A 14,125-nucleotide genomic window follows, 5' to 3' on the forward strand; every position below is an offset into this window, starting at 1 on the left:
TCTTTACTCCAAATTCAAAGAAAACTTCAGATCAATATCTCCTAAACTGATTATATCTTGATCAAAAAGTTTTTTCTCTTTAACCAATTCACCATTAACCCGTAACCCATTCGTACTATTTAAATCTTTAATCAAATAATAGTGTTTTTTAGTAACTATTTGAGCATGTACCCTAGAAACACTAAGATCAGGTAACACAATTTCATTGGTTTTTTGTCGACCAATATTCGTTTCTATCGAACCAAGAATAAATTCTTCTTGTTGATGCTCTCCCTTAAGTAATTTAAGGCAACATTGCTTGCGAGAAACCGGAATTATTTTACGAGTAGAATTTACTTCCTGACAAGTATCAACTTTAAACTCTTCACTAGAACTAAATACTTTTGTTCCATCATCTTTAGTATCTTGAATACTAGTACTAGTTTCCTCTTTTACTCCTTGATCAGAAAAAACTGCTTTAATCTTTTTACTCAGTTTAGTTCGCAAACCCATCTTCATTTAATCCTCCTTAGCCTTCAGTTGTCCACAAGCAGCATCAATATCAGCTCCACGCTCTACCCTTACTGTTACAGGAATATTCTTCATTTCTAATTGCTCTTTAAACATTTTAATTGCCTTTCTATGAGGCTTATTATACTCAAATTCTTGTACCGGATTGATTGGAATTAAATTAACATGGGCCAATACACCTGATAATAAAGTGGCTAACTTGCGAGCTAAATCTTGAGAATCATTAACTCCCTCTACTAAAGCATACTCAAAACTGACCCGTCGCCCAGTCTGTTTAATATAATAATCACATGCTGCTAATAAATCCTTTAAAGGATAACGTTGATTGATCGGCATCATCTGACTACGTAATTGATCAGTAGGTGCATGTAATGAAATAGCTAATGTCAGTTGAAGTTCTTCATCTGCTAGCTGTTTAATCTCAGGAGCTAAACCACAAGTAGACAGCGTAATCTTTCTACTACCAATATTCAGTCCTGCTTCATGATTAATTAACCTAATAGCTTTTAAGACCTGAGCATAATTGGCTAACGGTTCCCCCATTCCCATCAAAACTACATTGCTAATCCGCTCTTCTTTCAATCTCTCTAGCATCAGAATCTGGTTAACAATCTCTCCTGCGGTTAAATTACGGCTTAAGCCTTGTAAACCTGTAGCACAGAAATTACATCCCATCGCACAACCAACCTGACTAGAAATACAAAGGCTCTTTCTTCCATCTTGGTTAGGAAGATAAACCGTCTCAATCTTCTCTCCATCTGCTAATTTAAAAAGATACTTCTCAGTCCCATCCTCAGATACTTGTCGATTAAGTACTGTAAATTCTTCTATTTTAGCAACCTGCTGCAACTTGTTTCTCAACTCTTTAGGTAAATTCTTCATCTCAGTAACTTGAGCTACTTTTTGATTATAAATCCAATTAAAGAGCTGTTTAACTCTAAAACTGGGTTGATCTAAATCTGTCATCAATTCCTCTAATTCTGCTATTGTCTTTCCAACTAGTGCTATCCTATCTGTCATTACTTACTCCCTCTCATTTAATATTAATTCTCTTCAATAGATAAAATTAATTTTTAACTAATTTAGCTATAAAAAATCCTTCTAATAATTCTTGATCAGGCAACAATTGTAAACACCCATCACTTAAATATCCTTCTAATCCTAATTCAACTGCTTGCTCTGTTAAATCAATTATTGAAAAAGAGGTGAACTCTTCCAAAAACTTAGCAATTACTTCTTGATTTTCTTGCTTAGTAAAGGTGCATGTACTATAAACCAACTCTCCTCCAGATTTCAGAAACTCAGCTGTATTAGCTAATAATTCTAACTGTAATTGTTGTAGAGTTTTTAAGTCCTGTGGCTTCTTCTGCCATCTAATCTCTGGCTTTTTGCTTATAATTCCTAACCCTGAACAAGGAGCATCAATCAATACCTGATCTACTTCTTCCTCAAAACTGACTTCCCGACCATCTTGACGGATAGTTTCTATATTTTCAATACCTAACCGTTCACAATTTTCTTTAATTAATTCTAATTTATGTTGGTGAATATCGATGGCATAAATTTTACCACGATTATTCATCAACTGGGCCAAGTGTGTCGCCTTCCCCCCTGGTGCTCCACAGAGATCGACCACTAGATTATCTGCAGCAGGTGCTAGAATATGTCCTACTAACATTGAACTAAATCCTTGCACCTGAAATTTACCTTCCTGAAAAGTAGTTAGCCTTTCCATTGCTGGATAATCAATCAATTCAACTGCTTCTGGCAACAGCTTAATCTCTTCTGCCTGAGCCTCTTCTGCTGCCAAATCAGCTAACAACTCTTCTCTTGTTAATCGTAGTGTATTGGTTCTGACTACCGTTGGTGGAACTTGATTTAAACTTTTACAGATCTCAATTGTCTTTTCCTTGCCAAACCTTTTAACCCATCGTTCAACTAACCACTGTGGTTGAGAGTACTTATATCTAATATGTTGCACCGGTTGTTCTTGCTGGTCAGGATAATCTATCTGATCTAATTTACGAATAATATTGCGTAAGACACCGTTAATAAACTTAACTGCTCCTCGATTACAATGACCTTTCGCCACTTCAACCGTTTCATTACAAGCAGCTGGAGCAGGAATCCGATCTAGAAATTTAATCTGATAGACTCCTAATCGTAAAGCATTCCGCACCCAAGGGGTCATCTCTTTAACTTTTCGATTAGCAACTTGATTAATAACCCAATCAAGGCTATTTCTCATTCTAATCGTACCATAGATTAACTGAGTAGCCAAGCTTCGATCTCGCTTATCCAACTGAGATTGATTTAATAAATTATTGACAACCAAGTTAGAGTAACCTTCTTTTTCATTAATACGATAAATTGCTTTTAAAGCTAACTGGCGTGCATTATTCATCTTTAGCCTCCATTAATAATCGTGATAGATTTTTAATTCTTTAGTCCTTACAAATAATTTTTGTTTTCTGAACAAATTAAATCCAAAAAATGAGTTATTGTAATGATTTACCAGTTGAATACCATCTATTACTATTTGCTCCACCTGTGTAGATGTAGTCAATCTTCTTTGTACAAACACACCTAATCCTGGGCCAACCAGATTAGCTACAACTATCGCTAACAGAACATATAATATATTAAAATGTCCTGTCTGCACTAATAAAAACAAAAAAATAATCGATGCTAAAATATTAGCCACCGCCATACTGGTTCCACATCTTCTATGGACGACCAACTCAGTTTCTCCTTGTTGTAGACGGGCCAACCCCTCCTGAGCTGCCTGTTTTATCAAGAGAGGATTGACCACCCCATTAATATAGAATCCACCTTCCTTAGCCCAACCTGATAAAGCTCGACAACCATACTTCTCTTCTAAGACATTAATCGTAGCATGCTCTAAGGAATGATTCTGTCTCAGTCTTGAATTAGTAGCTATCTTAATAATCTGCTTAGGTACTAATAATAATGTAATAACTGAATCAATGGTAAATTTATAGGGAATGATAATAACCGCTAAAAAGATAAAAGAAAGAATAGGAAATAATAAAAAAAGCAATAGATAATAAAACATCTTTAATCAGTCCTTTAATCGAACATATTAATCATTATTTAACATACCACGCATCACTAATAATCTAATTAAATGACCTATTGAAACCAGTGTAGCTGCTACATAAGTTAGAGCTGCTGCATTTAAAACCTTCTTAGTCCCTCTAACCTCTTCCCGACCTAAATATTGATTCCGCTGTAACAGCTTCATAGCTCGACTACTGGCATTAAATTCAACAGGTAATGTTACAATCTGAAATAAGACTGCTGCTGCAAAAAAGATAATCCCCAATGTAACTATAAACTCCGATCTGAAGAATATAAATCCAAAAACTGCTAACATTGGCCCAACTCGTGAACCAAAATTAGCTGCTGGAAATAAAGAATGTCTAATATTTAAAGGTGCATAATTAACAGCATGCTGAATTGCATGGCCTACTTCATGAGCTGCTACCCCTAAAGATGCCAATGAATTTCCATTATAGACATCAGGCGATAATCTAACAGTCTTGGAACGAGGATCATAATGATCAGATAACTTCCCTTGAGTTTTCTGGACGCTGACACCATGAATACCTTCCCGTTGTAATATTTCCCGAGCAACATCTCCGCCGGTCTTATTGGTCTTGGCTCTAACATTTAAATATTTATTAAAGGTAGATTTGACCTTAAATTGAGCATACATTGCGATTAAAATAGCAGGAAGCACAATAATCATCGTCGGATCAAAAAAGAAAAATGGCATTTAAATCACCCCTCTTAGCTATTTAACATTTTATATTGAATATTTAATAATTCATAAATTAACACCATTAAAATCAAAAACACTTAATAATTGATATAAAGCTTCACTTTTCATTCGTGAAAGAATGTGTTGTTGTAGTAGGGGCGACTCTCCGTGGTCGCCCGTGATTTAACATGAGCAGGCACAGAGACCTGCCCCTACGAAAAAACGAAAAACATTCAATAATTCTTAACTGTACATTTATTTCTTGCTTCTACTTCCAGATTTTTCGAACCCTTCGTAATGAAAAATCGGCTCTTAGATTTTTTCTATCATTTGATTTTAGGTTTTCTCATTATTCAATATTAAATTATTCAATATTAATTATTAACTATTCATTGCTTTTTCCCCAATCGGCTCTTTATAGATCAAATTCTCAATCGCTTCTTCTATCTTGTCTATCTCTACGCCTGTATTAATACAGGGGCCATTCGGCCTTAAATTGACTACACCCATTACTGGCATCGGATAAACATCTTGAATCCCTGTACTTAAATCCCGCTCACAGGCAACAGCTATAATAGTTTGCGGTCTTGTTTCCTTGATAATCTTACGGGCCAAAGTTCCTCCTGTAGCAATTGCTAAATTGACTCCATACTTCTCCTGTAATCCAATCAAATCATCTACTTGGCAACGACCACACCTTTGGCAATTATCAAGGTCACTAGTTACTCTAAAATTACAATCTGCTAATTGAATACAATGGGGTAATAAAATCAATATCTCCCAAGCATTAACTTCAATCTCGTCAGGATTGATCAATTGATTGCTCATCTTAATAAAAGAAGACTGAATCTCTTCCTTATCAAATCCTAAGAAAGCACCTAGCTGAATAACAACCGGTAAAAAGTAAGCAATTACCAGCTTAATCGGTATAAATAAGCATTTTATCGGTCGTTGCAATTTGATCGTGGCTAAAATACCTATAATCCCTAAGATTAAGATCAAAGAAATTCCTGATAAGACAAGACTTATCACCAATAATACCCCATAACTTAATAAATTAAAGCCAAAGAAGTTCAAATACCAGATCCCACTTACTAAGACTCCTACTACAACCAATGATAGTAATAATAATCCAATAAATAGCCCTTTAGATTCTGTCATTACTAATCCCCTAACTTACTTCCTATTTCAATATCATATCCTAGTAGATAATCTGTCGCTGACATTCTCTGTTTACTGGCTGGTTGTAGCTCTGTCAGTACTAGTTGACCCTGACCGGTTTGAACAACAATTCCTAAATCATGATCCAATTCAATAACAGTTCCTGCTTCTACTTCCTGATTTACTTTTTCTTGATCAACTACTTGAGATGCCCATAGCTTTAATAATTGGCCCTGATAATAAGTATAGGCTCCCGGCCAAGGGTTGAACCCTCTAATCAAATTCCAAATCTCTTCTGCACTTTGGCCCCAGTCAACCTCTCCCTCTTTCTTATCTACCTTAGCAGCATAAGTTGCTGCTGCATCATCTTGTTCCTGATAAGAGACTGAACCATCTGCAATTGCTACTAATGTTTCAACCAGTAACTCTCCTCCAACTAAAGCTAATCTATCATGTAAGCTACCAACAGTATCTTCAGCAGTAATCTCTACCTCGTGTTGTAAGATCATATCTCCTGTATCCATTCCTTGCTCCAGCTTCATTGTCGTCACACCTGTGATTTGATCTCCATTCAAAATTGCTCGATGAATTGGAGCAGCCCCTCGATACTTAGGCAATAAAGACGAATGTAAGTTAATACAGCCATACTGCGGTAAGTTTAAAACCTCTTCAGGCAAAAGCTGTCCATAAGCAACAACAGCAATTACCTCTGGAGCCCATTCTTTCAATTTCACCACTCCATCTGCAATATCTTCTGGTTGAAAGACCTCTAAATCATATTCTAAAGCCTTCTCTTTAACAGATGTCGGCTGTAACTTCTGACCTCGTCCTCTTCTTCTATCCGGCTGACTGATTACCCCTTGCACTTCGATAGCTTCTGCTTTCACTAGTGCCTCCAGTGCTGGAACAGCGAAATCAGGTGTTCCCATAAATACAATGTCCATTATATCCCCTCCGAATTAACAAATAGTGCTCTCCCTACAAGTCTTATCAGACTTTCCGTAATAAAAACCATTTCTAAATTAAATCCTATTATTAGAATGCTTCGCAGATAACTAAAGTTCTCTGCACCCCGTCTTAGCGTACAATTGACAATTAAATTCAAAATCATAAAACCACAAACACTTAAACCATCAATAGTTGCAGGGTATCCTGAGACTAAATACTAAATCTTCCAATATCTCCTTTTGGCTGAGAAAACTTACAAAAACTATAATTAATAGTCAATAAATAACTTTCCAGCTAAATGATCAATTTCATGCTGTAAAACTCGGGCCAACAAGCCCTTACCCTCAAGCTCTATCTCTTCCCCATCACGATTTAAAGCCTCAACCTTAACCTGATAAGCCCGTTCTACATCGCCACTCTGCTCTGGAATACTCAAACAACCCTCTTGATCGATATAAGTCCTATCCGAGCTTTCCACAATTTCAGGATTAATTAATTCAATCACTCCTTGACCGATATCTATTACAATAATCTGCTTAGAAATGCCTATTTGTGGAGCAGCTAAACCTACCCCTTGTGCATCATACATTGTTTCAACCATATCATCAAGTAATTTAGCTGTTTTAGCTGTAATCTCTTCTACTTTCTTAGCTTCAGTTCGTAAAACTGGATCTCCTAACTCTCTAATATTTAAAATTGCCATTCTCATCCCCCTCGGTATATAAATAGTTTACAATTTACAGTTGACAGTTGACAGTTAACACCTTAAAAACAACTTACTCTTATTTTTGACTTTGAACTCAACTGTAAACTGTACACTATAAACTGTCAACTATATTGTGGCACGAAAGTGACACAATATCGTAGCCCTAACTTATATTATAACATCCCTATTGGGTCAACATCAACACTTACCCTTACAGTTTCCACACTTTCTTCCTCTTTTAACTGTTCTAAACTCTCTTCATTAACCTGCCGTAAATCTTCTAATTCAGTTCCCTTCAAAATCAACTGCCACCTAAATTCACCTTTTAACTTAGATAATGGTGCTGGAACTGGCCCTAATAGCATTACCTCCTCACTATCTAGGTTATGCAAATATGAATTAATAATTACCCCTAATTGATTAGCAATCTTAATTACCCGCTCTTCTTCTTCGCTAGCTACAATAATATTAACCAGATGACTATAAGGTGGATATAGACAGGCCTTTCTCTGTTCTATTTCATAATTATAAAAGCTTTCATAATCATGCTCCTTAGCCAACTGAATACTATAATGCTCGGGAGTATAACTTTGCACTACCACCTCTCCTGCTTTATCCCCGCGACCTGTTCTTCCTGCAACCTGAGTCAATAACTGAAAGGTTCTCTCACCAGCTCTAAAATCAGGGAAGTTCAAAGAAGTATCAGCGGTGATGACACCTACTAAAGTCACATTCGAAAAGTCATGACCTTTAGCTACCATCTGGGTTCCTAATAAAATATCAGCTTTTCCTGTTTTAAAGTCTGATAAGATCCTCTGATAAGAGCCCTTACGCCGAGTCGTATCAACATCCATCCGTAAGATATTGGCTTCAGGAAGTAATTCTTGTAATTGTTCTTCTACCTTTTCTGTTCCTAAACCAAAATACTTGATATATCTACTTTCACACTCAGGACAAATATCCGGATTCCTCTCTTTATGATCACAATAATGGCACTGTAATAGATTAGATTGAGCATGATAAGTCAAGGATACATCACAGGCTTCACATTCCATGACATATCCACATTCTCTACACTGCACAAAGGTAGAAAATCCCCGTCGGTTAAGAAAGATAATACTCTGCTCATTTTGCTCTAACATTTGGGCCAACTTCTCTTGCAACAGCCTACTGAACATACTTCTATTATCATCTTTTAGCTCTTCTCTCATATCTACTACTTCTACTGGTGGCAGAGGTCGATCATCTATTCTTGTTGATAAACCCAACAGTTGATAATCACCAGCTTGAGTTCTATAATATGCTTCTAAAGAAGGAGTAGCAGTTCCTAAGATCGTTACTGCTCCATTCAACTCTGCTCTCTTGACTGCTACCTCTCGAGCATGATATTTAGGATGTTCTCCCTGTTTATAGCTTGTCTCATGCTCTTCATCAATAATAATTATCCCTAAATCTTCAAAAGGAGCAAAAACAGCTGAGCGAGCTCCTACTGCTATCTTAACCTCTCCAGCCTTAATCTTTCTCCATTCATCGAATCTCTCTCCAGTCGATAATTGGCTATGTAAAACTGCTACTTGCTCTCCAAATCTCCCTTTAAATCGAGCAATTGTTTGAGGAGTCAAGGAGATCTCAGGAACTAAGACGATTGCTTCTTGACCCTTTGTTAAAGCCTGAGCAATCACCTGCAAATAAACTTCTGTCTTACCACTCCCCGTAATACCTTTCAATAAAAAAGTTTTAGCATTAGCTTCAGCTAATGCAGTAGAAATCTCTTCAATTGCTAAGCTCTGTTCAGCAGTCGGCTCTAACGGCTCTGTCTGAACAAAGTCAGTAGTTTGATAAGGATTCCGTTTTACCTCCAGCCACTGATAAGAAATAAATCCTTTTTCTTTTAATCTCCTCACAGTCCCAGAAGTCGTATCAACCGCTCCTGCCAATTCAGTCATAATTAAATTAGCATCAGGATGCTCAAGTAAATAAGACAAAATCGCTGCTTGCTTAGGAGCTCTACTTTGAATCTGTTCGATTATCTGCCCTGTCTTCTCTAATGATTGGGCCAACCTTACAACCCGCTTGGTCTTAATCTTTTGTTCACCACTAGGAACAATTGCTTTCAACGCAGTAATCAAATAACATTGATAATACTTAGCCATCCAACGAGCCACTCTTAATAATTCCTGATTAAATAATCTATAAGGACTAGCTAGCTCTAAAATCGGTTTTGTTTCAAAATCAACTTCGTTAGTTTTTCCTAATACATAACCTTCTATTCGTCGATTCCCAAATGGAATCTTTACTTTATGACCAGCCTCTACCTCACCTTCTAACTCTTCTGGCAAATGATAAGTAAACGGTTTATTAACCTGCTTAACCGGTAAATCAACTGCCACCTTAACGTACTTCTTCATTATTATCCCACCTATTATTAACCAAACTTTTCCAAAAACAAACCATGTTTATCAATATTATTATTCAAGACCTAGCTTTATATTCCTCTATTCACTACCTAATTGATAGTTAAAAACCTTCAAAACCTTTGAATTTATGGGCTTAATCTTCAACTCTCAATTATCAATTATCAACTATAAGCTGAAGTTTTATTGTAATTAAACCTCAACTCAAAAAGATCTCTGCTTAGCAGAGATCTTTTTATCAACTAAATAAAATTCTATAACTTCTGAAGCTTAATCTTCTCTCCTTCTTGGTCAATAAAGATTACCTGCTTTACTCCAGCTACTTCTTCCTCTTCTAATTGCACAAGATCATGCGGATAAGTAATTGCTTGCGTTACCATATCTGTAGGAGCTGGCCCTCTTGCCTTAACTACCACAATTAAAATATCATCTTCCCGTCTAATCTGATTAATCTGAATACCGTAGCCTCCAGTTGGGCGTTCTCCTAAACCTACATAAACTGCTGACCCGTAGTCAAACTCAAAATCTTCAAGACCTCTAACTTTATTGGCCCACAATTCAACTTCTTGCTCATCGATCAATAAAAACTGACTACCTTCAGGATATTCAGCCCGCTGCCATTCACCTGTTAACTCTTCAGGTGCTTCATAAATTAGATCTCCTGCTTCAAGCAAACGCTGATTACAACCAACAAGTACTAGCATCAATACTGCTAATAAAATTGCTACTTTTAATTTCATCAGACTCTTCCCTTCTGCATTAAGTAATTTACAATGTACAATTTAGAATTTACAATTAAAGAGCAAACTCTTAAAACACCTAAATATTTTTTAATTGTTCATTGTACATTTTGTCAATTTTGTTCATTGTAAAGTTATATTGTAATATAACCCCAGATTCAAGATTAACTCTTACTCAACCTTAACCTTAAACTTAACCTCTCATTTATCATTATAACACTAGTTTTTCTAAAATACAGTGGAAATTATTATTTAATTTGGTTGAGAACATAAGGGGTACGCTGATAGACATAATAGTTAAGCCAATTAGAAAATAACAAATTAGCATGTGAGCGCCACTCTACAATCGGCTCTTGATTTGGATCATCATCAGGAAAATAGTTTTCAGGCATCTGAATATCGACCCCTTTAGCTAAATCTCGTTGATACTCCCTTTTTAAAGTAAATCGATCATATTCAGAATGGCCTGTTACAAAGATCTGCCTTCCATCCTTAGTAGCCACAATATAGGCTCCTGCCTTTTTTGATTCAGCTAAAATTTGGAGAGCAGATATCTGTTCAATATCCTCTCTTCTCACTTCAGTATGGCGAGAATGAGGTGCCTTAAATTGCTCATCAAACCCACGCAAAAGTTTGACCTTATCCTGCTTAATCTGATGGTTAAAGACACCGAACATCTTTTGCTCTAAAGGATACTTAGGAACTCCAAAATGATGATATAGACCTGCTTGAGCTCCCCAGCAGATATGCAAAGTTGAAGTAACATTATTTAATTTCCAATCCATTATTTGCTGCAATTCTTCCCAGTAATCGACCTCTTCAAAATCAAGATGTTCAATTGGGGCTCCTGTAATAATCATCCCATCAAACATTTGGTCTTTAATCTGATCAAATGTTTTATAAAATGTACTCAAATGCTGTTGGGAAGTATTTTGAGAATCATGGGTTGCTGACTGCAAAAAAACTATATCTACTTGCAACGGTGTGTTTCCTAACAAGCGAAGTAATTGTGTTTCTGTAATCTCCTTTAGCGGCATTAAATTTAAAATTAATATTTTAAGAGCTCTAATATCCTGACTATAAGCTCTTGATTCCTTCATCACAAAAATATTCTCTTCTTCTAAAACCTTAGTTGCTGGTAAATTATCCGGAATATTGATTGGCATCACTACTCACTCCTCTTTAGATAAATAGTGCTTTCTCTACAGGTCTTATCAGATCTTCCGTAATAAAAACCACTTGCTAAATTAAAGCCTGTTATTACAATGCTTCGCAAATAATTAAATTTCTCTGCACCCCCGTCTTAGTGTACAATTTACAATTGAATTCAAAATCATAAACACTTAAACCATCAATAGTTGCAAAGCATTCTGAGACTAAATACTCAATCTTCCAATATTTCATTTTAGCTGAGAATAACCATAAACTAAAAAATCTCTTCTTTTTAAGAAGAGATTTACATTAACTCTTCTTATCTTCCAATACCTAATTAGGTATTGTTGGATTTAGCACCTTCCTTAATTAAAAAGAGGTTGCCGGGTTTCATTGGGCCAATCCCTCCACCACTCTTGATAAGACTATTATTTTATTTTTAATTATGTTAACACATATTAATCAGGTTGTCAAACCACATATCAATGAAATTAATTAAAAGTTAAGATAAATCTTTTTGGGAAAATGCTCCCCATAACAGTTCGCTAGCTTTTTTGGTGATCGTCTCTCCATTTAAATTGGTCATAATCACATCAATCTCTGAACCAAACTCTAAGATGACCTGTCGGCAAGCACCACAAGGGCTACAAGCTCCTTCTGTATCTGCTATAATAGCAATTGCTTCAAACTCTTTATCTCCTTCAGAAACAGCTTTGTAAATAGCTGTTCTTTCAGCACAATTAGTCAATCCATAGGAAGAATTTTCAACATTACATCCTGTATAGATCTCCCCATCTGTAGTTAACAAAGCAGCACCAACCTTAAAGTTTGAATAAGGAACATGAGCTTTTTCTCGGGCTTGCTTAGCTTCTGCAATCAATTTCTCTTTTGTTTTCTGCTCCATCTAATCACCTCCCAATTTAATTGACAATGCACAATTTACAATTAAATTCAAGCCATCAAAACTAAAGTATTCAAACTTATTAATTTCTATTATTAATTAAATTTAGAAAAACTTACTCTTTTGAAAAATTAAACTTAAAATTCTAACAACAAGTAAATACATAAAACCTAGATTTTCAAATCTAGGTTTTATGTCTGACTATATTACATGAAAAGTCCAGCAATAGTAGCTGTAGTATAAGTTGCTAATGTTCCAGCAATTAATGCCTTAACACCTAAGCTAGCAATTAAACCTTTTCTTTCTGGATCTAACGGGCCAATACCACCAATCTGAATCGCAATTGAAGCAAAGTTAGCAAATCCACATAAAGCAAAAGTAGCAATCATTTCAGATTTAGCACTTAAAGCCCTTCCAGCTTCTACTGCCTCTTCTCCAATCAATTCAGCTAAACTCAAATAAGCTACAAATTCATTAATAGCCATCTTCTGGCCCAATAAGCTTCCAACTTCTCTAATCTCTTCTGCAGGAACTCCCATCAAGAAAGCAAATGGAGAGAAGATATATCCTAAAATTTGTTCTAAGCTTGTCCCTAACATTTCTAATGGGTAATTGATTAAAGCAATTAATCCTAAAAATGCAATTAGCATTGCAGCTACATTTAAAGCAAGAGTTAATCCTTCACTTGCCCCTTCTGCAGCAGCTCCTAGAATATTTTCATTTTCAATTTCAACATCAATATCTACTTGTCCAGCAGTTCCAGATTCTTCAGTCTCCGGAATGATAATTTTAGCCATCACCAACGCAGCTGGAGCAGACATTACACTTGCTGCTAATAAGTAACCAGGATCAATTCCTAACCCAATAAATCCAGCTAATACTCCACCGGCTACTGTAGCAAATCCTCCAGTCATCATTGCCATAACCTCAGAACGAGTCATCTTAGGTATATATCTTTTAACAACCAAAGGTGCCTCAGTCTGACCGATAAAGACATTGGCAGCAGCAGCCAATGATTCAGCACCACTCAACCTCATTACCTTCATCATAATACCTGCCATAAATTCAACAACTTTTTGAACAACTCCAAGATAATACATCACAGACATTAAAGCTGAGAAGAAAATGATTGTAGGTAATACCATTAAAGCAAAACTAAAATCAGCCATCAAGTGTTCCCCAAATACAAATTGAGCACCATCAAGAGCAAAGTCTAAAACGATCGCTGCAAACTCACTCAACCATTGAAAAACAGCTCTTCCTGGTGGAAACGCTAAAATTAGAAAAGCAAAGACTAACTGTAGGACAAGTCCAGCAATAACAGTCCGATGATTAACTGCCTTCCTATCCTCAGATAATGCATAAGCGATTCCTATAAATACTAATAATCCTATAACTCCAATTAGCCTTGACATATTAATAATCCCCCTTATTTAATATAATTAATCTGAGGGTTATTAACAGCTATTAATTATTAGGTATCCTCTTATTAAGTTTACTATTAACTACAATAGCTATTATCTTCTTGAATACCTAACGTTTTATTGATATATAGTTTACAGTTGATATGGTTTCTATGGATACGGTTTTTGTGATTTTCACGAAAGGGTTGATAAACCCTGTAGGAGTTTCACGAAAGGTCTTGAAAAAGACCTGTAGGGACGGTTGACAGTAGATAGAAAAAATCTAAGAGCGGATTTTTTTCATCACGAAGGGTTCAAAGAACCCGAAGGAAAACCTTAAAATTAAAACCACTCTAAACCTATAATTTTAAGTCTTTTCATGGGTTTTAAGATCTTAATATTTTGC

At 35.9% G+C, this 14,125-nt stretch carries 13 protein-coding genes and 1 riboswitch; all 13 genes read right to left on the bottom strand.

Annotated features, from left to right (window positions below; genetic code table 11):
* Positions 1–3: 3 nt before the first annotated feature.
* Positions 4–498: an FHA domain-containing protein gene (locus MWH25_RS03970; RefSeq protein ID WP_248626100.1), complete on the bottom strand. Its 495-nt coding sequence runs from the start codon at positions 496–498 to the stop codon at positions 4–6.
* The gene (gene rlmN / locus MWH25_RS03975) at positions 499–1,530 is read right to left on the bottom strand and encodes a dual-specificity RNA methyltransferase RlmN (RefSeq protein WP_248626102.1); all 1,032 of its coding nucleotides are present in this window, start codon (positions 1,528–1,530) and stop codon (positions 499–501) included. It lies immediately after the preceding gene.
* A 46-nt stretch (positions 1,531–1,576) separates the two neighbouring features.
* Positions 1,577–2,914: a 16S rRNA (cytosine(967)-C(5))-methyltransferase RsmB gene (rsmB, locus tag MWH25_RS03980; RefSeq protein WP_248626104.1), complete on the bottom strand. Its 1,338-nt coding sequence runs from the start codon at positions 2,912–2,914 to the stop codon at positions 1,577–1,579.
* A gap of 12 nt (positions 2,915–2,926) precedes the next feature.
* Positions 2,927–3,586, bottom strand: coding sequence for a DUF6391 domain-containing protein (locus tag MWH25_RS03985; protein ID WP_248626107.1), 660 nt, complete (start codon positions 3,584–3,586; stop codon positions 2,927–2,929).
* Positions 3,587–3,613: 27 nt separating this feature from the next.
* Positions 3,614–4,309, bottom strand: coding sequence for a zinc metallopeptidase (locus MWH25_RS03990; RefSeq protein ID WP_248626109.1), 696 nt, complete (start codon positions 4,307–4,309; stop codon positions 3,614–3,616).
* Positions 4,310–4,675: 366 nt separating this feature from the next.
* Positions 4,676–5,455, bottom strand: coding sequence for a DUF116 domain-containing protein (locus MWH25_RS03995; protein WP_248626111.1), 780 nt, complete (start codon positions 5,453–5,455; stop codon positions 4,676–4,678).
* 2 nt (positions 5,456–5,457) lie between these two features.
* Positions 5,458–6,399, bottom strand: coding sequence for a methionyl-tRNA formyltransferase (gene fmt, locus MWH25_RS04000; protein WP_248626113.1), 942 nt, complete (start codon positions 6,397–6,399; stop codon positions 5,458–5,460).
* A gap of 272 nt (positions 6,400–6,671) precedes the next feature.
* Entirely contained in the window at positions 6,672–7,106 is a 435-nt protein-coding gene (def, locus tag MWH25_RS04005) for a peptide deformylase (RefSeq protein WP_248626115.1), read from the bottom strand.
* 176 nt (positions 7,107–7,282) lie between these two features.
* Positions 7,283–9,517, bottom strand: coding sequence for a primosomal protein N' (gene priA / locus MWH25_RS04010; protein WP_248626117.1), 2,235 nt, complete (start codon positions 9,515–9,517; stop codon positions 7,283–7,285).
* A 260-nt stretch (positions 9,518–9,777) separates the two neighbouring features.
* A complete protein-coding gene (locus MWH25_RS04015) occupies positions 9,778–10,263 on the bottom strand; it encodes a protease complex subunit PrcB family protein (protein WP_248626119.1) in 486 nt (161 codons plus the stop codon).
* A gap of 248 nt (positions 10,264–10,511) precedes the next feature.
* Positions 10,512–11,429, bottom strand: a complete 918-nt coding sequence (gene metA, locus MWH25_RS04020; RefSeq protein WP_248626121.1) for a homoserine O-acetyltransferase MetA — start codon at positions 11,427–11,429, stop codon at positions 10,512–10,514.
* Positions 11,430–11,731: 302 nt separating this feature from the next.
* Positions 11,732–11,841, bottom strand: a riboswitch (SAM riboswitch).
* A gap of 76 nt (positions 11,842–11,917) precedes the next feature.
* A complete protein-coding gene (locus MWH25_RS04025; RefSeq protein ID WP_248626123.1) occupies positions 11,918–12,319 on the bottom strand; it encodes a cytidine deaminase in 402 nt (133 codons plus the stop codon).
* A 203-nt stretch (positions 12,320–12,522) separates the two neighbouring features.
* On the bottom strand, positions 12,523–13,731 hold the full coding sequence (locus MWH25_RS04030; protein ID WP_248626125.1) for a NupC/NupG family nucleoside CNT transporter: 1,209 nt from the start codon (positions 13,729–13,731) through the stop codon (positions 12,523–12,525).
* Positions 13,732–14,125: the final 394 nt, after the last annotated feature.

The sequence above is a fragment of the Natroniella acetigena genome (assembly GCF_023227745.1).
GTDB lineage: Bacteria > Bacillota > Halanaerobiia > Halobacteroidales > Halobacteroidaceae > Natroniella > Natroniella acetigena.

What these genes read in the sequence shown, in the direction of transcription:
- MWH25_RS03970 (WP_248626100.1), bottom strand. Translation starts at nt 498, where the DNA reads ATGAAGATGGGTTTGCGAACTAAACTGAGTAAAAAGATTAAAGCAGTT.
- rlmN (WP_248626102.1), bottom strand. Translation starts at nt 1,530, where the DNA reads ATGACAGATAGGATAGCACTAGTTGGAAAGACAATAGCAGAATTAGAG.
- rsmB (WP_248626104.1), bottom strand. Translation starts at nt 2,914, where the DNA reads ATGAATAATGCACGCCAGTTAGCTTTAAAAGCAATTTATCGTATTAAT.
- MWH25_RS03985 (WP_248626107.1), bottom strand. Translation starts at nt 3,586, where the DNA reads ATGTTTTATTATCTATTGCTTTTTTTATTATTTCCTATTCTTTCTTTT.
- MWH25_RS03990 (WP_248626109.1), bottom strand. Translation starts at nt 4,309, where the DNA reads ATGCCATTTTTCTTTTTTGATCCGACGATGATTATTGTGCTTCCTGCT.
- MWH25_RS03995 (WP_248626111.1), bottom strand. Translation starts at nt 5,455, where the DNA reads ATGACAGAATCTAAAGGGCTATTTATTGGATTATTATTACTATCATTG.
- fmt (WP_248626113.1), bottom strand. Translation starts at nt 6,399, where the DNA reads ATGGACATTGTATTTATGGGAACACCTGATTTCGCTGTTCCAGCACTG.
- def (WP_248626115.1), bottom strand. Translation starts at nt 7,106, where the DNA reads ATGGCAATTTTAAATATTAGAGAGTTAGGAGATCCAGTTTTACGAACT.
- priA (WP_248626117.1), bottom strand. Translation starts at nt 9,517, where the DNA reads ATGAAGAAGTACGTTAAGGTGGCAGTTGATTTACCGGTTAAGCAGGTT.
- MWH25_RS04015 (WP_248626119.1), bottom strand. Translation starts at nt 10,263, where the DNA reads ATGAAATTAAAAGTAGCAATTTTATTAGCAGTATTGATGCTAGTACTT.
- metA (WP_248626121.1), bottom strand. Translation starts at nt 11,429, where the DNA reads ATGCCAATCAATATTCCGGATAATTTACCAGCAACTAAGGTTTTAGAA.
- MWH25_RS04025 (WP_248626123.1), bottom strand. Translation starts at nt 12,319, where the DNA reads ATGGAGCAGAAAACAAAAGAGAAATTGATTGCAGAAGCTAAGCAAGCC.
- MWH25_RS04030 (WP_248626125.1), bottom strand. Translation starts at nt 13,731, where the DNA reads ATGTCAAGGCTAATTGGAGTTATAGGATTATTAGTATTTATAGGAATC.